A 22,435-nucleotide genomic window follows, 5' to 3' on the forward strand; every position below is an offset into this window, starting at 1 on the left:
CTCCGTCCTTAACTGGGTCAAGACATTGACACTGAACGAAGATCAAGACCTAACCATCACAACAACGGCAATCTCCCGTCGAGAATTGCGCGAGTTAGTGCGCTCGCAGCTAGAAATGCTCTTGGAACAAAACAACTTTCCAGGGGCGAAAGCGTTGTTGATCCCAGTGCAACCCGCCGATGTGGCCGAAGCGATCGAAGGGTTGCCAGAACCCATGCAGGTAATTGCCTTTCGTTTGTTATCTAAAGGGGAGGCGATCGAAGTCTATGAACATCTTGATTCAACGGTTCAACAAAGCTTAATTGAGGAATTCAAGCGTCAGGATGTATTGGACATTGTCGATAAGATGTCACCTGACGATCGAGCACGGTTGTTTGACGAACTGCCTGCCAAAGTCGTCAGCCAGTTATTGGCTCAGTTAAGCCCCGAAGAGCGAACTGCAACCGCATTGCTGCTGGGGTACGAAGCTGGAACCGCCGGGCGAATCATGACGCCCGAATATATTTCACTGAAAGAAAACTGGACAATTGCTCAGGCACTAGAGCGAATCCGGAGACTGGCAAATGCCAGTGAAACCATCTATTACCTGTATGTCACTGATAGTGCTCGGCGGCTGACTGGGATTTTGTCGTTGCGAGCGCTGGTGACAGCCCAACCTGATCAAACGATCGGTGACATCATGGTCAGAGAGGTGGTGTCTGTTCAAACTGATACCGATCAAGAAGAAGTCGCTCGGCTCATTCAACGCTATGATTTTTTGGCAGTTCCAGTAGTAGATACCGAGCAGCGATTTGTTGGCATCATTACAGTCGATGATGTCATTGATGTACTAGAAGAAGAAACAACAGAGGATATTTACACCCTGGGAGGAGTACAGTCCGGAGCCGATAGCTACTTCCAAACAAGTTTGTTGACGGTCGCTCGGCGGCGTGTAGTTTGGCTATTTGTACTTCTGATTACAAATACAGTCACTTCAGCCGTGATTCGCAGTCAAGAGGACGTTTTGCAACAAGTAGTAGCATTGGCGGCGTTTATTCCTCTATTGATTGGCACAGGTGGCAATGTGGGGGCCCAATCCTCAACGGTGGTAATTCGCGGGCTAAACACTGATGAAATTGGCAGGAAAACAACCCTAACGATCGTAGGGCGTGAGACGATCGCGGGCCTACTCCTAGGACTGATGTTGGGAATTGTGGTATTTGTGTGGGCCTATGTGCTACAAGGCAATTTGGTGGTGGCGATCGCGGTTGGCATCAGCTTAATTGCCATTGCGGTGCTGGCCTCGGTGGCAGGATCGGCCTTGCCGTTTCTGTTTCAATTTTTGGGTCTTGATCCGGCTCTGATGTCGGCTCCGTTCATTACCACAGCGGTGGATGTGTTAGGAGTGTTGATCTATCTCAACACGGCTCGGCTCATTTTAGATATTCAGTAATTAGATATTCAGTAACCACCATCAGTAACCACAACAGACACAATTGCGATCGGGGACTCTTTAAACCTCCTCATCAGTCACCATCCGCGCTCATCTTTCCCTGTCTCTACTTCTTAAAGTAGAAATCAAGGACGATCGATCGAGATTTGAATCTCTCCATTGATTGATGCTTTTTGCAGGGTAAATCTGGTCCACTAAGGAGTGGAGCGATTGGAGAAGATTAAACATCATGCGAACCATTAACATTGGTCTTTCCGAAGAACAACGCCAAGGCGTTATTGAATTGCTGAATCGCGACTTGGCAGACGCTTATTTGTTATTGATTAAAACGAAGAAGTATCACTGGGACGTTGTTGGTCCTCAGTTTCGCAGCCTCCACGAGTTGTGGGAGGAACAGTACCAAGCACTCACCGAAAACATCGATAGCATCGCAGAGCGTGTTCGAGCGTTAGGTGGCTACCCGGTAGGAACGGCAGAAGGATTCCTAGAACTAGCCAGCATCAAGGAGCATGGTGGGGATATTCCTATGGCGACCGAGATGGTCTCCCGCTTGGCAGACGATCATGAACAGGTGATCCGCAACTTGCGTGAGCATGTTGATCAGTGCAGCGATGATTTCCATGACGAAGGTACGGCTGATTTCCTCACAGGTTTGATGGAACAGCATGAAGAGATGGCTTGGATGCTTCGTTCTTTCATTGAAGGTGAGGATCTGAAAGCAGATGGGAAACTATCTACTGGCAAGTCCAAAGTACCAGTGAAGGCGTAGTTCTAGACTCATTAGTAGTCTGACTGCGTGAGGATTACTTACCTTTTAGAAGACCAACCCGAATAAGAATAGGCAGCGGGAAGAGTAGCATTCTGTTTCCTGCTGCCTGTTGTTAGTTGAATTTGGATTTGTTGATTGGATTTATGGTGCTAAATCGATTTCATCAGTACGGGTTTGTGTAGTTTGGCGATCGACTTCAACCAGCGCTGGTCGAAATCAGCTATCCAAAATCTGCTTCGTAACAACCTGACCCTCGGCGTCGATATCATACACGATCGGCACACCAGTTGCCAGTTCCAGCTTCACGACTTCATCCGGACTGAGTTCATCTAAGTACATGATGATTGAACGCAACGAATTACCATGGGCGGCAATCAATACATCATCTCCTTGCTTAAGGTGAGCCAAAATTCGATCGCGAAAAAAGGGAACCGATCGATGCATCGTATCTTCTAAACTCTCTCCACCGGGAGGTTTTTCTGAAAAAGATCGTCGCCAAATGTGCACTTGTTCCTTGCCATACTTTTCGGCAGTTTCGGCTTTATTTAAACCTTGAAGTTCCCCATAGTAGCGTTCATCGAGAGCCGGAGTTGGAAAGATAGGAATTTCCTTATCTGGATCGCTGTAATACTTGTTCCAACCGTGCCAATTGGGATCATCGGTGGCGTGTTGGACAATGGGGATTTTGCCTTGGCGAATTTCATCGCATTCGGTCATAACCACAATCGCGGTTTCCATCGCGCGAATCAGCATACTGGTAAAGCAAACATCCACAGTCAATCCGGCATCTCGAATTTTGCAGGAGGCGATCGTCGCTTCAGCCCGGCCGCGTTCACTCAACGGTACATCCACCCATCCAGTAAAGCGATTGGCTGCGTTCCACAGACTTTGTCCATGGCGCAGCATAATAAGTTTAGACATGGTAGCTTCCTTGTTTTGAATTAGGAATATCGTTAATTTGGACGATCGCCAAATCCTTGAAGACGTTTGTAGGCAGTATGCGATCCTTAGCAACTAGGAAACCTGGTTTCAAAGCGCCTGTTAAGCAAGCTGCTTCCGCTTAAACGCAGCCATGCCAGCATACTGGGCTTTGCTACCCAATTCTTCTTCAATGCGCAGCAGTTGGTTATACTTAGCAAGACGCTCACCTCGACAAGGTGCACCCGACTTAATTTGTCCAGTGGCTGTTGCAACAACCAAATCGGCAATGAAATCATCAGGGGTTTCGCCCGATCGATGGCTGACCATGCAGGTATAGCCTGCTTCATGGGAGATTTTGATGGCGTTCAACGTCTCGGTAACAGAACCAATTTGATTCACCTTGATTAGCGACGAATTGCCCACGCCATCGGCAATTGCTTGTTTGATAATGCTGGGATTGGTGACAAATGCATCATCGCCCACTAGCTGAATCCGATCGCCCAACCGTTTAGTTAAGCGCTGCCAGCCATCCCAATCTTTTTCGCCTAACCCATCTTCAATTGAAACGATCGGAAATTGGTTGACCCAGCTTTCCCACAAATCAATTAGTTCATCTGACGACTTTTTGCTTTGGTCAGACTTGTAGAACAAATAGCTACCATCTTCCTGATACAGTTCGCTGACAGCAGGATCAAGTACGAGAGCCACCTCATCACCGGGTTTCAGTCCCGTTTTAGTGATACCTTCCATGATCACATCGAGGGCTTCCTGATTCGATGTTAGGTTCGGGGCAAACCCACCCTCATCGCCAACCCCTGTGGCATAGCCCTTTTGCTTCAGAATCGACTTAAGCGCGTGATAAACTTCTGCCCCCATCCGCAAAGCCTCCCCAAACGTAGACGCTCCTACGGGTGCAATCATGAACTCTTGAAAATCAACGCTGTTGTCGGCATGAGCACCGCCATTCAGAATGTTGAAACAAGGCACAGGCAGTAAATAGGCACTATCCCCCCCTAAATATTGATACACTGGCAATCCTTTGGACGTTGCTGCCGCCCGCACTACCGCCATGGAAACCCCCAGAATTGCATTTGCGCCCAATGTGGATTTGAACTCAGTGCCGTCCATTTCCAGCATTTTGTCATCCACAGCCGCTTGATTGGTGGCGCTCATACCTTTGAGGGCTGGGGCGATCGTTTCATTGACATTGGCTACCGCCTTCAGCACCCCTTTACCGCCATAGCGGACCGAATCCCCATCTCGTAATTCTACGGCTTCGCGAATACCAGTCGATGCACCAGACGGAACCGCCGCCCGACCTTTGCTGCCGTCCTCTAACACCACGTCTACTTCCACAGTGGGGTTGCCCCGTGAATCTAAAATTTCTCTAGCGTGAATTGTTTGAATAGCGCTCATAATTCTTTTCCTACTGATTGAGTGAGTAAAGGATTAGCTGGTGAAATTGGGTGAGAGCGTAACCGATGGACTGAGTACACTCGCTTCATACACTCGCTTCAGGAAACCCACAGCCCAGCCATGGCAAAATCGCCACATTCATGCAAACCCTAGCGGTCTATGGCGCATGCAGGTGTTTTAGTCACTACTTTTTCTTCGGCTTTAATCTGATTGCAACAAACCCGCCCTTGTTCAATGTCAGTGATGTTAGCAAGGGTCGTTTCCGCGATCGCCTTCAGGGCATTGCGCGTAAAGAAACCTTGGTGTGCTGTGATCACCACATTAGGAAACGACTGCAACAGTTGAAACACGTCGTCTTGAATAATGGTGCTGGATAGATCTTCAAAAAACAGATCGGCTTCTTCCTCGTACACATCCGTGCCAAAGTAGCCAATCTGTCCCGACTTGATGCCCTCAATTACTGCACGAGTATCGACTAGTCCTCCCCGGCTAGTGTTAATTAGCATGACGCCCGGCTTCATCTGCTGAATTGAATCGGCGTTGATGAGGTGATAGGTGTCTGGTAACAATGGGCAGTGTAAGGAAACAACGTCCGAATTGGACAACAATTCCGGTAACGTTACATAGGTCAAACCCAGTTCAATGCAGGCTGGGCTTTCGTACACGTCATAGCCCAGTAAGTGGCAGCCAAATCCTTTCATAATTTGGGCAAAACACTGTCCGATTTTGCCTGTTCCCACTACTCCGATCGTCGAACCATGCAAATCAAAGCCCAGCAATCCATCTAGCGCAAAATTATCATCTCGAACTCGGTTATAGGCTTTGTACAGCTTGCGGTTTAACATTAGCACCAGCCCTGCCGCAAATTCCGCAACAGCATAGGGAGAATAGGCAGGTACCCGCACAACAGTTATGCCTAGCTCCTCGGCTGCCACCAAATCAACGTTGTTAAATCCAGCCGAGCGCAGCGCAACCAAATGTGTGCCATTAGCGGCTAAGGTGCGTAGAACATCTGCATCAACTTTGTCGTTGATAAACACACAAACAGCCGGATGGCCAACCGCCGACGGGGCTGTTTCAGGCGTGAGGTGGCATTCAAAAAAAGTAAATTCGTGACCGTGGCTGGCGTTTGCGGCCTCAAAAAACTGGCGATCGTAGGGTTTTGTGTTGAAAAATGCAATTTTCATTGGTTTTGAGTTGTGGGGAATTGGACACAAAAACGGGTAATGGGGGATGGGTAATGGGTAATTCATCCGAATCACTCCGAGCGAATCCCCAGTCCCCGATCCCTAATTCCCAACCCCCACTTACCCGCACTAGCTTAGTAGGGCCACTGCCAATGGGTAATTTCATCGCGATCGTTGCCATGCTCGTAAGCATAGCTACAGCTATCGATAATGGCGTTTTTCATCCGTTCGCGTACATGGGCCCCTCTCGACCCCAATGACGGCACCCGATCGATCACATCAATGACTAGGTTGAAGCGATCGATTTGGTTGTTGATGGCCAACTCTAAGGGCGTGTTGATGTTGCCTTTTTCCTTGTAACCCCGCACATGAATGCGCTCTTGGTTGCTGCGCCGATAGCACAGCTTGTGAATCAACCAGGGATAGCCATGGAAGTTGAACATCACGGGCTTATCAGGAGTAAACAGTGTGTCAAACTCGCGGTTCGACAAGCCGTGGGGATGCTCGGTCTCTGGCTGGAGGGTCATCAAATCGACCACATTAATGAACCGTACCTTTAACTCCGGAAACTCTTCGCGCAGAATGGCTGTAGCCGCCAGGGCTTCCTTGGTAGGAATATCACCACAGCTTGCCATAATCACATCAGGTTCGTCGGGTTCAACCCCACAATCGTCATTACTGGCCCAATCCCAAATGCCGATGCCCTTGGTGCAGTGTTTGATCGCTTCTTCCATGTTCAAATACTGCAAATGCTTCTGCTTGTCAGACACGATGATGTTGGTATAGTCTGTGCTGCGCAGGCAGTGACTGGCCACCGACAGCAAGCAGTTAGCATCGGGTGGGAAATAGATGCGCACCACTTCAGCACTTTTGTTGGTAACCAGATCAACAAATCCGGGATCTTGGTGAGAAAAGCCATTGTGATCTTGCCGCCAGACCGTCGAAGAGAGCAACACATTCCAAGACGAAACAGGCGCACGCCAAGGAATCTCGCGCTTGCTGATGTCCAGCCACTTAGCATGTTGGTTAAACATCGAGTCAATAACATGAGCAAAGGCTTCGTAGGTGTGGAAAAATCCATGCCGTCCCGATAGCAAGTATCCTTCCATGCAGCCGAGCAGCGTGTGCTCGCTCAACATTTCCATAACGCGCCCATCCGTGGAAAGTTCGCTACCGTCCAAGTCTTCGGGGAACATTTCTGCCATCCAGGTTTTCTTGCTGACCTCATAGACAGCTTGCAGGCGGTTAGAAGCAGTTTCGTCTGGGCCAAACATGCGGAAGTTGGTCATGTTGTACTTCATTACGTCCCGCAGCAGCGCCCCCAAAGGACGAGTGTTCTCGGACTCAACTTTGCCGGGTTGCGGTACATCCACCGCGTAGTTGCGGAAGTCGGGCATTCTGAGTTCCCGCCGCAACAAGCCTCCGTTGGTGATCGGGTTGGCTCCCATCCGGCGATTTCCTGTGGGTGCAAGGTCTTTGAGTTCAGGAACCAATGTGCCGTTTTCGTCGAACAATTCTTCAGGCTTATAACTGCGCAGCCAGCTTTCCAGCATCTGTAGATGCTCTGGATTATTGTGCATTCCCGCTAAGGGAACCTGGTGCGATCGCCAAAAATTCTCTGTTTTGTGACCATCTACGGCTGCTGGACCTGTCCAACCTTTGGGCGATCGCAGCACAATCATGGGCCACATCGGGCGCTTGGCAACGCCAGTGCTGCGGGCTTCTTGCTGAATTTCTCTAATTTCGGTAATGACCGTATCCAGGGTAGCAGCCATAGCTTGGTGCATGTATTCTGGATCAGCCCCTTCGACAAAGTAGGGCTTATAGCCATAACCTTTGAACAACGACTCTAGTTCCTCATGGCTGATGCGCGCCAGAATGGTGGGGTTGGCAATTTTATAGCCATTGAGGTGCAGAATTGGCAACACAGCACCATCGCGAATCGGGTTGAGAAACTTATTGGCGTGCCAAGCGGTGGCTAAGGGGCCAGTTTCTGCCTCGCCATCACCAATGACACAGGCGACGATCGTCTCTGGATTGTCAAACGCGATGCCAAACGAGTGAGAGAGGCTATAGCCCAACTCGCCACCTTCATGAATTGATCCGGGGGTTTCGGGTGTGCAGTGGCTACCAATGCCACCGGGGAAGGAAAACTGCTTGAAGAATTTTTTCAGCCCTTCGGTGTCTTCGCTTTTATCAGGATAAACCTCTGAATAGGTGCCTTCTAGATAAACTGGACCTAGGATGCCAGGCGCACCATGACCGGGGCCAGCCACATAGACCATACTTTGGTCGTATTTTTTGATGATGCGATTGAGGTGAACATAGATAAAGCTGAGGCCCGGGCTAGATCCCCAATGCCCCAAAAGCCGCTTTTTAACATGCTCAGGCTTCAAAGGCTCTTTTAAAAGCGGATTATCTTTCAAATAAATCATGCCAACGGCTAAATAGTTGCAGGCTCGCCAAAAGGCGTGCATTTTCTGCAATTCTTCGTTTGATAAAGCTTTGGTTTCAGGGGGAATTGCAACAACCATGATGTCAGTATTACCTTTGTCAATAGTTTCGTTCGCGGCTGATGTGGACGAATCTAAAATACTTTCCAAGGAGTTAGCAAGTACATGGGAAACCTTCTTAAGGATTTCGCAAGAATTCGACGTTGAAGGCGCTTTTTCCTGACCAAATTTTTTGAGCAGAGAACGTAAACATTAATAATCATTTAAGAGGATTCGCTCTGCTAACCAATTGTGACGGTTTAGGAAAATTGCTTCAACTTAGAGCAATCGATCGAGCAACTCAAGCGCATTAAAACTAGACCTATATAAATTTTACAAGCATGAATCAAAGGGTATACTGCACTTGTTTCACTGATCGAACCTTACGACGAATCCAAACCTATGATCGTCTTACCCAAATCAGAAGGATGCGGACTGCAAGCGAACAGTGCCAGCGTCAACTAAAATTTCTATCGTTAGGAGGGGCGAAATTAGTATCAAACAATACTGAGAAAAATAGAATTAAACTGCTAGTAGTAGCAAGGAATCAATCACTAGCATTGATACAATCAAATATTTAGAAATCAAATACCTAGAAAAACCTATCGAACCGTAACCAAGTGGAAATCAATCAATTGAACAATAAACTGGATGAGGTATGAAATTAACTACCGAGGAATATAACAGTTGACTATAGCCTAGCACGATCGTTTTGAACTGGTTGTTGTCTGGCTAACAGCTTAATAACCAGATGTTGTTCTCATTAGAAACACCGTATATCCAAACTGCGCTACAACAACGATAACAATCTAGAGCCAAACCCTCAAATCCTATCGTTTTGTTTTACTTGTTTTAAAAGACCGTGCCATCGCTGATGATTTGAATGGGAGGTCTGCCATCGGCTCGGCGATCGGCGGCAATGGCTCGGCCTGCTGCCCAAGTTCCGCCTTCTAACACCTTAGCAAGGGGTAGCGTTTCTGGCGTCATGCTCAATTTCTGGCGTATCGTCTGGGCTAGGCGATCGATCAATATCACGGTCAAGGCTCGCCACTCTACAATCACCTCCGAGTCAACCGCATGGGGCTGAGTAACAATCGCCTCTGACTTTGGCTGTAAGAGACCCAGATCCACGCACAGACCGCCATTGCGATATTCTGGTAAGCCTGTGAGTTCGTCTAGTCCTACGATGGTTAAACCCAAGGCTTGCAGCGGTTCTAGCAATGAATAGGTAAGCCACTGCGATAGTTTATGAAACGGCACAAGCTGAGCGCCCATTGTACCTTTGGGCAGGGCAGAGTGACGCCAAACATCTCCTAAATTGACAGAAGCCAGTCTCGATCGACCAGGCCAGATCTCGCTGAACCCAGCTAGTACTACTTCAAACACAGTGTGTGCGCTCAAAATTCCGTCTCCGGATTGCTGCATCAAATAATCTACTAGATATCCCGGGCGCGGATTGTCGGCTCCAAACAACAGCGGTGATTGCTGTAACACTTGTCCCAACTGTTGCATTAACTGCACTCGGCCAGAAACCCCAACCAGCGGGTTATGTTCAGAAACCTGGAACCCTTGTTTCAGGGTTGATTCAGTGAAATTTTGCAGCCCGTGCGCGTTCGCTTGAAGGGGGCAGTTCGGATCGCTAGAAAATCCTCCCTGCAAAAATAGATGAAAACTGGCGATCGCTAGTCCCTCCGATCGTCGAAATACTTGGTTGGTATTTGGTTCCACGTACTGCCATGAGAGGCCGGCTCCAGCGTCAAGCAACACACTAACGATGACTAAATCAAACTGAGTGCGCGCTTGCTCCAGGGGGGACAGTCCTGCCAACACGGTGTTGAGGTAGGCGATGCGATCGGAGTTGCCCGCTTCAAAATGCCGCCAGCGGCTGTGAAAGGGAATTTGCCAATCGGGATAGCGCTGTTGCATGACCTTAAGCACATAGGTTGCCGCTCGATCAAGTTGATTCAAATTGCAGCGAAACGACTGGAGTTTGTCCTGACAAGCCAGATCAAACAGAAATCCGCAGCGATCGCGAATCGCTTGGGTTGAGCGGAGATAGGCAAGAGCTTGCTGCTCTGCTACAGAACTCTGAACTATTGGATCTGGCTGATTCGCTTGATTCGCTTGAATCGATGACACACCCCTGACCTCATACAGTACTAACCAATGCTGATCATTATTGATTCCAATGGGACAAATCGCGATCGAGGAACTTGGACAACGCCTGATTTGGTTCCATGAACTTTTCGACTAACATCTGGCGTGTTTCGAAACGCATGGGATGGGGCGAATACTGCTGCTTTAAGCCTTTAGCGTAGGTCGTTTTTTGCAGGAAGTTATAGGCCTGATCTCGCCAACCTTGAGGCAATCTTGTAGCCGTAGCTGCTACTAGAGGAATAGATTTTAGTGGAGCCGTAATTTTACTGCGAATGGTATCGTCGAAATGTTTTTTGCCTTGGTTGGCTGTAATCACTTCTGAGGTGCAGTCAACCCGATCGTCAATTGTCAAAAACTGGCAGACTTGCTTAACAACAGCCGCAGGTTGTTGAATCAGATCTTCCATGAATAGAAACAGGAAGGCGTCTCTGGAAAAATATTTCAAATATTGCTCAATTTGCAGCATATAGTTGCTGGCATCGAGGGCTTCGGTGGTTCGACAAATATAATCCTCGAAGGTTTCTTCAACAGGTCGATTGCGGTTGATGTGCACATAGTAGGAATAGGCACGATCGACCGGGTTGCGCATCACATAAATCAGCTTCACCTGCGGTAGGGTCTGAGCAATGCGCGAGGCTGCTTCTGGAAACTTTGGCCATTTGGCATAATCAGTTGAAGCTTCGCCACAAATCTGGTGAGGTTGGGCATCTGCAAATAACGAACTGTAGTAATCTAGCCCTCTCGCATATTTTTCATCTAATCCAAAAAAATTGGGTTCTTTATTTCTGCGATCCCTAGGAACAAATACTTGCGGATGTTTACTGAGATATCGAAATAATGTTGTTGTACCTGATTTGGCTGCACCGATAATAAGAAAATCCGGTAGACGCATGGCGATCTCCTTGAGTAGGCTTGCGATATCTTTCAATGTATAAAAAGGCATGGTGAAGGCTAGCTCAACCGTCACCTCAAAGCTCAAGCTTGGGGTTAATCTGTTTGTTTCCCTGCTCAAACAACCGCAAAATTACGGTTATCTTCTTAAATCCGCGATAAAGATTAGAGGATCTACCCTGCAAGATCCTAAGTGTCGATAGTGTTTTTGTATTTTCTTTACAATACACTGTGTTTTTGTAGTTCCTGCATGAAGTTACGATAGCTAGTTACCGAGTCCCATACAGCCGATCGCCCGCATCGCCCAATCCAGGAACAATGTAACCGTGGCTATCTAAGCCCCTGTCAATAGCAGCCGTATAGATCGGTACATCTGGGTGTTGTTCGTGAAAGTGCTGAATGCCTTCAGGAGCCGCCAACAAGCAGACAAATTTGATCGAAGTAGGATTGGTTTCTTTGAGCCGATCGACCGCCGCTACGGCTGAATTGCCCGTTGCCAACATGGGATCAACCACGAGCATATCTCGATATTCCACATCGATCGGCAGCTTCAAATAATACTCGACCGCCATCAGCGTCGTGGGTTCACGATATAGCCCAATGTGCCCTACTTTCGCTGTGGGAATCAATTCCAGCATACCGTCTAGCAAACCTTGTCCAGCCCGCAGAATCGAGACAATCACCATTTTTTTATCGGCTGCCAAGATGGGGGCTTCCATTTCAGTTAGTGGTGTTTGAATTTTCTCGTACTTTAACGGCAAATCGCGAGTAACCTCGTAGGCCAACAGCATCGAGATTTCCTTCAACAGTCTGCGAAAATCTTGAGTGTGGGTGTCTGCCTGCCGCATCAAGGTTAACTTATGCTGAACCAAGGGATGCTTAATGACCGTAACCTCTGCCATAGGGTCTTGGAAGATAGATTGGTAAATTACGATACCATCGAAGAACGCTCGGGTGCGCTATGCTCAAGTACCCGATTTGCATCCTCTGGGCATGAGGAACAACAGCCATGCTCAAGGTTGGTTTCAAATTTGCGGTTTCAAACTTACGAGAGCGTTAGGTACTAAAATACAATACCATCGCTTCATGGGGTGCAACTGTCGGGTATGACCAATCACTCAACCAATCATTCGGGCAATCACCACTTAGATCATCAGCCTCACCATCACCCGCTGAGCCAGCCGCCGGATCACCTGCAATCGGGCAGCTTTCAGTCCAATACGCTTTCGTCGGGGCAGTCTCATCCTAAACATATTATCCTGACCTCTCATCAACATCGGGGAGGCGCAACCGTCGTACCGATTCAGTGGGGAGCGATCGATCCATATCAGCGAGGACCGATCATTGGCTCGCTGCGCAGCTTGAAGCACCGGAATGTCATTGGGACTCATGCTGGGTCCTATGGGCTGTATCGAGCCTTAGCTGTGGCTAGTGGGGTGCTAGACCCAACCCATAAGGCTGACTTAACTGACACGGCTCCGATTATTCCGATCGGTCCCCATCCCAGTTGGGGTGATCCCGATAAAATTGTTTCGCTAGATCCATTCGGAGCAATGGCGGGTGAAATCTTTACCGACTATTCTCAAGAAGATTATGACATTCTGCCGACAATCGCCATTACCAAAGCGCATATCAACATCCCAGAAATTAAAGATGAAATCGAGCAAGGGCGATTGCAGGTCGATGGCGAGATTCTCAAAGCTGATGCTAGTTTGGTTGTTACCAAGGCGGCGATCGATCCCGTTTGGTATCTACCAGGTATTGCCAAGCGTCTCCACATTGACGAATGGACACTGCGCCGCACTCTGTTTCAACAAACCGGCGGCATGTTCCCCGATTTAGTCACCCGTCCCGATTTGCATGTGTTCTTACCTCCGATCGGTGGCACAACCGTTTATATCATTGGTGACGTACAAGCAATCGCCGATCCTAATCGACCATTGGCAGTGCGGGTGCACGACGAATGTAATGGCTCGGATGTATTTGGTTCCGACATTTGTACTTGTCGCCCCTATTTAGTGCACGGCATTGAAGTGTGTATTCAAACAGCCCAAGCCGGGGGAGCCGGAATCATTATCTATTGCCGTAAGGAAGGCCGGGCCTTGGGTGAAGTCACCAAGTTTTTGGTCTATAACGCCCGCAAGCGCCAAGAAGGAGGCGATCGGGCCGATGCGTACTTCCTGCGGACTGAATGTGTAGCTGGCGTGCAAGACATGCGCTTTCAAGAACTGATGCCGGATGTGTTGCACTGGTTGGGCGTCACCAAAATCGATCGGCTGGTTTCCATGAGCAACTTGAAGTACAATGCCATCACGAATGCCGGGATTGAGGTGGTGCAGCGAGTTCCCATTCCCAAGGAGTTGATTCCTGCCGATGCCTCGGTCGAAATTGAAGCGAAAAAAGCCTCTGGCTATTATTCGGAAGACGACATTTTGGCTGCCGAAGCGTTGGCACAAGTTAAGGGAAGACGGTATTAAAAGCTAGAGGCTGAAGGATAAACCTCAGAAGCTGAGTTTGATAGCTTGATACTTGAGCCTTGATACGTCAAGCATTAACCCTCCTGCCAACCCTAACCCCCAATTTCCACCTTTCGTACTTGCTCCAAGGCTTCCTGTACGATGTCCGCACCAGCCCCAAGCTGACAGGATTTTTCGGTTAAGATGCGTTTCCAGATGCGGCTGCCCGGTTGTCCGGTAAACAGTTGCAACATATGGCGAGTGATTTTGTTCAGCTTCAGGCCTTTACCAGTCCAATGATCGATATACGGCAGCATTGCCTGTACTACCTCATGGCGAGTGGGAATGGTTGTTTCTTCGCTGTAAATTAGGCGATCGACTGGGGCAAACAGATAGGGATTGTCGCAAGCGGCACGTCCGATCATGACCGCATCCACAACATTTAATTGCTGCTGGGCTTGTTCCAGGGTGGTAAATCCACCATTAATTTCAATCCATAGATGAGGAAATTCCTGCTTCAGTCGATGGACATCGCCATAGCGCAAGGGGGGAATGTTGCGGTTCTCTTTGGGGCTTAATCCTTGTAACCACGCTTTGCGAGCATGAACCGTGAATCGCCGACAGCCTGCTTCAGACACAATTCGCACAAACTCTACCATATCTTCATAGCGATCGCGATCGTCAATACCAATGCGATGTTTCACCGTGACAGGGAGATGAGTTGCCTCCATCATGGCCGCTACACATTGAGCAACCAGGGCAGGCTGAGCCATCAAACAAGCTCCAAAATTGCCATCCTGTACACGACTACTAGGACAACCCACGTTCAGGTTAATCTCGTCATAGCCCATTGCCTCTGCCACTCGTGCACATTCAGCCAAGTCAGTTGGATGATCGCCGCCCACTTGCAAAGACAACGGCTTTTCGTCAGGCGAGAACCCTAATAACCGATCGCGATCGCCATACAGAATCGCTGCACTTGTCACCATCTCGGTGTATAGCAACGTGCGACGAGTAATCTGCCGCATGAAGTAGCGAAAGTGGCGATCGGTGCGATCCATCATTGGGGCAACACTCAGAGGATGTTCCCGAGAGGACGGTGGCACAGATAGCGAATTCAACGGAGCAGCTTTCAAACGACTCATGAAACAGGTTGACGCCTAACTTGGAATAGACTTTAGAACAGACTGAGGATCTGATTCGATCAGGGTGTTACAGCCGTTCAGACATTCCAGTGTAGCAAGTTGCAGTTCTCTCCTTGACAACAGTGCGCGATGCAAATCTTGTGAGCATGATGACAAGGCTGTCAAAGTTAATAGTCAGCAAAAGGCAAAAGTTAAATCCCTAAAACCATTGGCTTCTGTAGGTTTCAGGGATTCAAGGAGTAAGCCCGTGGCGAGGATTGAACTCGCGACCTCACCCTTACCAAGGGTGTGCTCTACCACTGAGCCACACGGGCAAATTCAAATCTGTAGGAAGATAAAAGCCAAAAGCAATGTACCGTTACCTTCACTTTGCGTGGATGGGCCGGGCTGGATTCGAACCAGCGTAGGCGTAGCCAGCGGATTTACAGTCCGCCCCCATTAACCACTCGGGCACCGACCCGCCCTGTCCACGGATATTGATATTAGCACATCTATGGGGACAACTAGCAAATTTAATTCAACCAAATTTTCGAAGATTTCCCAAAGAGCGATTTCGCAGGCTTAGTCGGGACGGAAAATCGCTTTCGTCGTAAATTTCCCCCACAAGTTCTTCTAGGATGTCTTCTAGAGTGACAATTCCCACTGTGCCGCCATACTCATCCACCACGATCGCCAAATGGAGACGCTGTTGCAACATTTCCTTCAACAAATCGGCTACTCGTTTTACCTCAGGGACAAAGACCGGAGCATCCATGGCTTGTGTAACTGGAGCATCGACTTCACAACCCTGTTCACGTAAGGTTTTGAGTTCTTGCAGTGCCCGTTTCAAGTGAACAATTCCAATAATTTCATCCTTCGATTCTTCCTGAACAGGAATGCGAGAGTATCCGGTTTCTAGGCAGAGATCAACTAAGTCCTGTAGAGTGGCTTCGTGGGAAATGGTGCGCATGTCCACCCGTGGTTTAACCACATCATAGGCGCGGATACGATCGAGCATTAATGCTTTATTGAGCAGTTGCCGCCTATCGAGATCTAACTGTCCTTTACCACCCAACACTTCAATCATCAGTTGCAAATCTTGCACCGATTCACCTTGTTGTGTCACATTGCTTTGAAAAAGGCGAATGGCGGTTTGGGCGATGGCTTCCATCAATGGCACGATGCCTAGCCACGTCAACAGTTTAGAGAGCCAGTAGATGGGGCGTACCACCGCTCGAAAAATGGGCATCACGTTGTTAATAGCCAGGGATTTAGGCGTAATTTCACCAAAAATCAACACTAAAACCGTAATTACCACTGTGGCTGCCAGAACGGCTTCACTGCTGCCAAACCAAACAGCAAATAAGTTGCTGGTGAGGATGGCAGAAAAATTGTTGACTAAGTTATTACCAACGAGCAACGTTGTGATAAATCTGGCTCTTTTTTCGAGCACAAGCGAAAAAAGTCCTCCTCGATCGCCCTGTTCCTTGATCAAGGCTCTTAGCTTTAAATTGTCAAGTGCTGTGATGGCTGTTTCAGAGCCAGAGAAAAAAGCAGACAGCATCAACATCAAGATGAGAACACTGACATCCACCCAAAGGTTTCCCAAGATAGGGGTTGTTTGTGCCATCAGCGGTTGCAGTGAACTAGGCGACAATGAAACAGGTAGAAAATTCACAGGAGCAGTTGAGAAAAGAGGGAATCAAGACCAACGAGTAGAGGGTCATCTTGAGATAATACCCCTCCACTCTAGTCTCACAAAGTAAACTCAAGCATGATGTATTTCGCCGATCGACTGAAAGCTAATCTTGCTCTAGTCCGCTAAATCCTAAGGATCGAGCGTGCATCCCACGTTGATATTGGGAGTCTGTATCTACCCTCATCTCCCTGCCCAGCTTCCATCCTTGGGCGACGAAGAGTCAGAGTACCATCCCGCGGCTTCAGCAGCGCCTATTCTTCCCGATCGCAGCTCCACTGGCATTGAGAGGAAAATTGAGAATGAGGCCTGCATCAGGGGATACACCCAGTAATCGTCGCAAAGTTTTGGTATTAATGAATACAAGGATTGAGAGGCGGTCATGCCAGCGATCGTTTTATGGCTCCTTTACAATCTGAATCTATTCTTTACTCTTTCTGGTTCTTGCAGCATTGTCTCAAGCCTTGTGAATCCGTAAAACTAGGATTACGCACCTTGAAAACCCGCCGAGAACGTTACGAAGGTAACAAGTGCGAACGCAACAAGCGGTTTTCGGTGACGGTGTGGGTTACGCTTCCAATCCAAACCTATTTCCATCACAATTGCTCAGAAAATGGCTACTTTGTTTGATAGGGGTGCCTTAACTTCATACTGTTCCCTGTTTCCGCTGAGTTTCGTGAATTCTGCGCAAAGATTAGCAATCGTTTCTGAAGCCATTCCTTCGGAAGATGGGTTCTTCTGAAGAGTAATGCCGTTACCAAGTGCAGCCATTGAACTCAACTTTACGCTTTAACTGGGGAGGTTTATGAAAGCAGTCCTGATTGGTAAGGCAAGCTTTAAAGATCCAGATATAATTCCCGCTTCTCAACTCTATCCGTTCTTCAGTCACCGAGCGGTTTTACGTCGCGAACTTGGACTAGAGGTTCAACACATTCATGCCCATACGTTTGCTGAAATTGAGCAGGTGACTGACGGGCTGTCCGCAGATGTTTTTTTCATTCGTCCGGCTTGGCAAGAAAGCCCTAGCGAAGCAGAACGGGTGATGGCTAAACTACGTCGTCACAACCCCACGGCTAAAATTATCTTCATTGATCCGTTTGATCAAACTAGCAGTCGGTTCTTCAATGTGCTGCCCTATGTCGATCGACTGTTGAAGTATCAGCGCTTAAAAGACGTTAGTACTTACACAAAAGCACTGGTGGGGGGCACCTTTCTCACCGATCGGCTGACGCAGGAACTTGGCTATGATCTCAACCATTGGCATGTCGGCTCCGACGTGCCCAGTGGCTATGAATCTCGAATTGATACAGGTTGGTATCTATCACTGATTCCTCGCTTTAAGCGCGAGTTGTTTCATCGTCCCTTGCCGTGGGAGCGAAGATCGCGCCAAAAAGATATCGACATCTTTTGCCATGTCTCTTACGGGCCTAGAAATAATTTGGAGTGGTATGGTCAACACCGCATGGCAGCAATCGAATTACTTAAACCGCTAGCGTCAACCTATCGGCTAGCAGTCAGTGGCGAATATACAGGTGAACGCGCAGTTTCTACTCGGCAATATTTTAATGAGATCAAACGCAGCCGCATTGCCTTTAGTCCATTTGGTTGGGGAGAAATTACCCTACGAGATTATGAAGCGGTTTGCTATGATTGCCTTTAGTCCATTTGGTTGGGGAGAAATTACCCTACGAGATTATGAAGCGGTTTGCTATGGCTGTCTATTGGTCAAACCTTCTGTAGACCATATTGATGTAGAACCTAATATCTTCATTCCTGGAGAAACCTATGTGCCCGTGCGCTGGGATTATGCCGATCTAGTCGAGAAGTGCCGCTATTATCTAGACCATCCTGATGAAGCCAATCGCATCATTCATAATGCCCGTACCGCATACAAAGCGTACTTTCAGCAAAATCAGTTTGTGCGCAAAATTGAGTCCTTGGTTCAGCCTACCTCTGACGCGGTGGCGATCGCTTCTCTGCCACTTCAGCAGGCAATCGCTACCCTACCCTAGTCACCGAATTTCCCTGTAGTCAAATCAGCCGTTCTCTATACATCTATCGCTTCAACGCATCTCATGCAAGTGCTTTTTCGTAAGTCTAAACAACAGTGTTCATTTTGAGTTGATCATGAAAAAACAGATGTTGCTGATTTTACTGGAGACGCTCTCTCACTTCATCAGATCTTAATCAAATCATTCCGCTTCTTTACCGGATAGATCACCTAGAGTATTGATCGCAAATTACTGTTCAAGGTAGAACATTATTAACGGGTGCAAACTCAGTAGATTTAACGACAAGACAATGTTGCTTTTACCTTCTACAACCATTGACGATTGGGCTGAACATCGTACGAATTTATCTTAAACAAAGTCTCAAGAATAGCAGCATCACAGACATAGGGTTTGTTCAACAGGGGTGTGCGATCGCAAAGATAAAGTTGCTCTAGCCAGGAGTTGAATTTACAAAATTTCAAGCCAGAGCAACCGAGTTTTTACCGTAGCGATTGTGTTGAACGTTACTTAGTTAGAGACATAACACGAACAATACTTAGATTAATGCCAGGGACTCGTTGCATCTTTCAGCCAAGTCAACCGTTTGTGGAAAGTAGTTGTGCAAAAAGCAATGAATTTAGCTGCCTGATTAGACACTTTCCCTTATATTGAGGGTTATAGGAGGAGCTTTGAAATATCACGTTGTTTTAAGCAAACCGGTTGACTTAGCAAGCTTCAATCAAAGGGCTGAAGCTGACCATTGCCCTCGCCATATTATGTGGAATTTGAGCCAGCAGTTGAATGCTACCGTGCATAAGCCAGAGCACCATCCCATTACAGCGATCGATCGAATTTGTGCTCGAATTGCCGGACAGCCGGAGCATTGGGCTTTAGGACGAGCGTTGGTTTCTCAACTCGACGAAAACGATTTTGTTTACTGCCAGGGTGAAGATGTTGGGCTACCGTTAGCAATTCTCTGCAAGCTAAGGGGGAAACGACCCAAGCTAGCTATGGCCGTGATGGCTCCCGATCGTCCGCGTGTCCGAGGCGCTCTGCAACTATTTGGGCTAGCTAATCAAATTGATTTATTCTTAACCAATACCAAAGTTAAGTCAGATTCTCTCTGTCGCTATTTGGGGCTGACTAGCGATCGGGTATTTATTTTCAGTGAGCAAACCGACGTGAAGTTCTTCACCCCCGGCGAGCCTTCCCCTCAGAAAACTCGTCCGATTGTAGCTAGTGCTGGTCTGGAGCAGCGCGATTATCACACCTTGGCGGAAGCAACCCACAATCTTGATCTGGATGTCAGAATTTGCGCTGTTTCGCCCAATGCCACCGCGAAGCAATCACGCTTCCCGAACCCAATGCCTAGTAACATGACGGCTCAGCATTACGATTGGACTGATCTACGACAGCTTTATCGCGACGCCAATGTCGTTGCCATCAGTCTTTTGCAAAATCAGTATTCGGCTGGCTTAACAGTGCTGATGGAAGCGATGGCCTGCCGTCGTCCTGTTGTTATGACGCGCACAACGGGTTTAGCTGAACAACTAATCGATCGGGGCGTTGTCCTGGGGGTTGAGCCAGGCGATGCGGTTGGAATGCGGCAAGCTATTATGCAGTTGCTGAATCACCCTGAACAAGCAGAAGCCCTAGCCCAGCAGGGATATGATCTGATTCAACAGGAACATACTAGCGAGTTGCACATAGAACGAATCATTACTGCCTTTAAACTGGTGGCAGAATGGGAACCAGTGATTGCCCCTCAATGGTCGTTCCCCTTCCATCTACGCCGAGCTTCAAGCGAACTAACCTAAGGAAGAGCAAGCCGACCTCTCACCCAGACGATTGGTTCAATCTGGGTGAGATCACAGCAAGCATGGGGTCTCAACGGTGAAGTCGTGTGTTCCCATAGATTTGGCTCTACAGCCCTCCCGGCTGATTCCCGTATCCTCTCTTTGACTCGTTGACCTTTACCTCTACCCCTTCAAGAGGCAGGGGATAAAGGATACCGTAAGGGCAGTATTCAGTCTGTCGGAAGTGAAGGGGATGAGGAATGAAGGATGAGTCTGTAGAACAAGTGATTCTGCCAGCAATGACCCAAGTGTGGCAGCAGACGTTAGGTTGGCAACCCGATGTCAGGCAATACGCGCAATTTCAGCAGTTTTATGAGTTGATTTTAGAGAGAAACCAACAGCTAAACCTAACGCGAATTACAGAACCTCAAGAGTTTTGGGAGAAGCACCTGTGGGATTCATTGAGCGGGGTGAAGCCGTGGTTGTTGCCAGGGTCGGGAGTTGCTAGTTGGGAAAAAGCCCATGAGCCGAGCGCGGCCACCACCTCTGCCGCTTGGCACGTGCTTGATATCGGCACAGGAGCAGGCCTTCCAGGTGTGCCCGTGGCTATTGGCTTTCCTTCATGGACGGTGACCTTGCTAGATTCAACGCGAAAAAAGCTGGTGTTTCTGGATGAGGCCTTGTCAGTGCTAGGGCTAGCTAATGCGAAAACAATCGTCGATCGGGCGGAGCAGATAGGGCATAATCCCCAGTATCGAGCAGCTTACGATCTGGTGTTGATTCGGGCCGTCGCTGCCGCAACAGTTTGTGTCGAATATGCCCTACCCTTGCTGAAGGTTGGTGGAATAGCGGTGTTGTATCGTGGGCAATGGACGGAAGCCGAAGCGATCGGGTTATCCTCGGCTTTAAAAAAGCTAGGGGGTACCCTAGAACAGGTGGAGGCACTCTCCACGCCTCTGTCGCACAGCCTACGTCATTGCCTTTATGTGAAAAAGCAAACGCAAACGCCTTCTACCTTTCCACGGGCGATCGGTGTTCCGGCTCAGAAGCCTCTGTAAAGGTTGATTGTAGAGTGTCAGTTTTGGTAGCGGACTGTCTTAAGATGCAGGTTGGCATTGTGTTTTTGTACTGACAGTTCTCCAACCGCGCCTATGATCGCTGCAACTGATACCCCGATGGCTTCCCGCCTTGTCAATGGTGTTTTATCGATCAAACCCCTTGCCAATCTAGCCAAGCATCAGGCCCGCTCCATGATGATTAAACGAGCGGAGTCAATGGGTGTGTATTGGCGACAGGAAGTAGCAACCTTGCGATCGCGCGGTGGTGATGCAGCGTTTTCCCACGAGTGGGAGGCTGATCTAGAGCGGATCACGAATACCGAGGTTATATATCCCGATTACTACAGGCGATCGTTCCATGCCTACGAGCAGGGCAATTTGAGTTGGGATGCGGCAATGGAGGTAGAAGTGGCGGCTCATGCGGTTCATGCTCGCCTCTGGCCAAAGGCTGGCAGAAACGGAGACGCTATGCTGCGACAGAGCTATCACACCGTTCTTCAACAGCAACTTTCACGCCCCCCTCACACAATTCTCGATATTGGCTGTAGCGTTGGCATGAGCACCTTTGCTCTGCAAGCCATGTATCCCGATGCCCAAATCACGGGTGTAGATTTATCCCCCTATTTCTTAGCGATCGCCCAATATCGCTGCCAACAGTTTCACCCTTCATCCCCCCACTCCCCCACTTGGCGACATGCTCCTGCCGAAGCCACCGGACTGCCAGACGCCTGCTGTGATCTAGTCTCAGCCCATTTAATTTTTCACGAACTGCCTCAAGTAGCGGCGATCGGCGTCTTGCAAGAAGCTCGACGTCTGTTGCGATCGGGTGGATACCTTGCCATTATGGACATGAATCCTCGGTCAGAAGTCTATGCCACCATGCCGCCTTACATTTTGACGTTGCTGAAGAGTACCGAGCCTTACTTAGACGACTATTTCGCGTTCGATCTAGAGCAAGCTATCTATGAAGCGGGGTTCGATCGACCGACTGTAACCTGTAATAGCCCACGTCACCGAACTGTTGTTGCTCGGACTCGTTAAGGAGATAC

General features: G+C 48.6%; 17 protein-coding genes and 2 tRNA genes. 8 read left to right on the top strand and 11 right to left on the bottom strand.

Annotated features, from left to right (window positions below):
* Positions 1 to 31 precede the first annotated feature (31 nt).
* Together mgtE and OXH18_RS04655 are read left to right on the top strand one after the other, a co-directional pair.
* A complete protein-coding gene (mgtE, locus tag OXH18_RS04650) occupies positions 32 to 1,432 on the top strand; it encodes a magnesium transporter (RefSeq protein ID WP_315874674.1) in 1,401 nt (466 codons plus the stop codon).
* 229 nt (positions 1,433 to 1,661) lie between these two features.
* Positions 1,662 to 2,201, top strand: a complete 540-nt coding sequence (locus tag OXH18_RS04655) for a Dps family protein (protein WP_268611248.1) — start codon at positions 1,662 to 1,664, stop codon at positions 2,199 to 2,201.
* 216 nt (positions 2,202 to 2,417) lie between these two features.
* Here OXH18_RS04655 and OXH18_RS04660 read toward each other — a convergent pair whose 3' ends face one another.
* The 7 genes from OXH18_RS04660 to upp all read right to left on the bottom strand — a co-directional run bounded on the left by OXH18_RS04660 (position 2,418) and on the right by upp (position 12,167).
* The gene (locus OXH18_RS04660) at positions 2,418 to 3,122 is read right to left on the bottom strand and encodes a 2,3-bisphosphoglycerate-dependent phosphoglycerate mutase (protein WP_268611249.1); all 705 of its coding nucleotides are present in this window, start codon (positions 3,120 to 3,122) and stop codon (positions 2,418 to 2,420) included.
* A 120-nt stretch (positions 3,123 to 3,242) separates the two neighbouring features.
* A complete protein-coding gene (gene eno / locus OXH18_RS04665; protein WP_268611250.1) occupies positions 3,243 to 4,538 on the bottom strand; it encodes a phosphopyruvate hydratase in 1,296 nt (431 codons plus the stop codon).
* 149 nt (positions 4,539 to 4,687) lie between these two features.
* The gene (locus tag OXH18_RS04670) at positions 4,688 to 5,725 is read right to left on the bottom strand and encodes a 2-hydroxyacid dehydrogenase (RefSeq protein ID WP_268611251.1); all 1,038 of its coding nucleotides are present in this window, start codon (positions 5,723 to 5,725) and stop codon (positions 4,688 to 4,690) included.
* A gap of 134 nt (positions 5,726 to 5,859) precedes the next feature.
* A complete protein-coding gene (locus OXH18_RS04675; protein ID WP_268611252.1) occupies positions 5,860 to 8,259 on the bottom strand; it encodes a phosphoketolase family protein in 2,400 nt (799 codons plus the stop codon).
* 810 nt (positions 8,260 to 9,069) lie between these two features.
* Positions 9,070 to 10,347 carry a URC4/urg3 family protein gene (locus OXH18_RS04680; protein ID WP_315874675.1) on the bottom strand — a complete coding sequence of 426 codons (1,278 nt, stop codon included), beginning with the start codon at positions 10,345 to 10,347 and terminating at the stop codon, positions 9,070 to 9,072.
* A gap of 46 nt (positions 10,348 to 10,393) precedes the next feature.
* Positions 10,394 to 11,266, bottom strand: a complete 873-nt coding sequence (locus OXH18_RS04685; protein WP_268611254.1) for a sulfotransferase domain-containing protein — start codon at positions 11,264 to 11,266, stop codon at positions 10,394 to 10,396.
* 268 nt (positions 11,267 to 11,534) lie between these two features.
* On the bottom strand, positions 11,535 to 12,167 hold the full coding sequence (gene upp / locus OXH18_RS04690) for a uracil phosphoribosyltransferase (protein ID WP_268611255.1): 633 nt from the start codon (positions 12,165 to 12,167) through the stop codon (positions 11,535 to 11,537).
* Between the two features lie 204 nt (positions 12,168 to 12,371).
* Here upp and OXH18_RS04695 point away from each other — a divergent pair, with 204 nt between their 5' ends.
* On the top strand, positions 12,372 to 13,742 hold the full coding sequence (locus OXH18_RS04695) for a GTP cyclohydrolase II (protein ID WP_268611256.1): 1,371 nt from the start codon (positions 12,372 to 12,374) through the stop codon (positions 13,740 to 13,742).
* Positions 13,743 to 13,834: 92 nt separating this feature from the next.
* On the opposite strand, the gene dusA is transcribed toward OXH18_RS04695, so the two are convergent.
* From dusA to OXH18_RS04715, 4 genes are all read right to left on the bottom strand, one after another.
* Positions 13,835 to 14,866, bottom strand: a complete 1,032-nt coding sequence (gene dusA / locus OXH18_RS04700; RefSeq protein WP_268611257.1) for a tRNA dihydrouridine(20/20a) synthase DusA — start codon at positions 14,864 to 14,866, stop codon at positions 13,835 to 13,837.
* A gap of 242 nt (positions 14,867 to 15,108) precedes the next feature.
* A tRNA-Thr gene (locus tag OXH18_RS04705) sits at positions 15,109 to 15,180 on the bottom strand.
* Positions 15,181 to 15,244: 64 nt separating this feature from the next.
* Positions 15,245 to 15,326 (bottom strand) — tRNA-Tyr (locus OXH18_RS04710).
* Between the two features lie 57 nt (positions 15,327 to 15,383).
* Positions 15,384 to 16,475: a hemolysin family protein gene (locus tag OXH18_RS04715; RefSeq protein WP_315874676.1), complete on the bottom strand. Its 1,092-nt coding sequence runs from the start codon at positions 16,473 to 16,475 to the stop codon at positions 15,384 to 15,386.
* Positions 16,476 to 17,346: 871 nt separating this feature from the next.
* Between OXH18_RS04715 and OXH18_RS04720 the strand changes: the two genes are divergently transcribed.
* The 5 genes from OXH18_RS04720 to OXH18_RS04740 all read left to right on the top strand — a co-directional run bounded on the left by OXH18_RS04720 (position 17,347) and on the right by OXH18_RS04740 (position 22,427).
* Positions 17,347 to 18,201 carry a hypothetical protein gene (locus OXH18_RS04720; protein ID WP_268611259.1) on the top strand — a complete coding sequence of 285 codons (855 nt, stop codon included), beginning with the start codon at positions 17,347 to 17,349 and terminating at the stop codon, positions 18,199 to 18,201.
* On the top strand, positions 18,173 to 18,553 hold the full coding sequence (locus tag OXH18_RS04725; RefSeq protein WP_268611260.1) for a glycosyltransferase: 381 nt from the start codon (positions 18,173 to 18,175) through the stop codon (positions 18,551 to 18,553). The genes OXH18_RS04720 and OXH18_RS04725 overlap by 29 nt, the downstream gene beginning before the upstream one ends.
* Before the next feature lie 668 nt (positions 18,554 to 19,221).
* Positions 19,222 to 20,349, top strand: coding sequence for a glycosyltransferase family 4 protein (locus tag OXH18_RS04730; protein ID WP_268611261.1), 1,128 nt, complete (start codon positions 19,222 to 19,224; stop codon positions 20,347 to 20,349).
* A gap of 239 nt (positions 20,350 to 20,588) precedes the next feature.
* On the top strand, positions 20,589 to 21,386 hold the full coding sequence (gene rsmG / locus OXH18_RS04735) for a 16S rRNA (guanine(527)-N(7))-methyltransferase RsmG (protein ID WP_268611262.1): 798 nt from the start codon (positions 20,589 to 20,591) through the stop codon (positions 21,384 to 21,386).
* 93 nt (positions 21,387 to 21,479) lie between these two features.
* On the top strand, positions 21,480 to 22,427 hold the full coding sequence (locus OXH18_RS04740; RefSeq protein WP_268611263.1) for a class I SAM-dependent methyltransferase: 948 nt from the start codon (positions 21,480 to 21,482) through the stop codon (positions 22,425 to 22,427).
* Positions 22,428 to 22,435 lie beyond the last annotated feature (8 nt).

The organism is Thermocoleostomius sinensis A174 (genome assembly GCF_026802175.1).
GTDB classification, from domain to species: Bacteria; Cyanobacteriota; Cyanobacteriia; order Elainellales; family Elainellaceae; genus Thermocoleostomius; species Thermocoleostomius sinensis.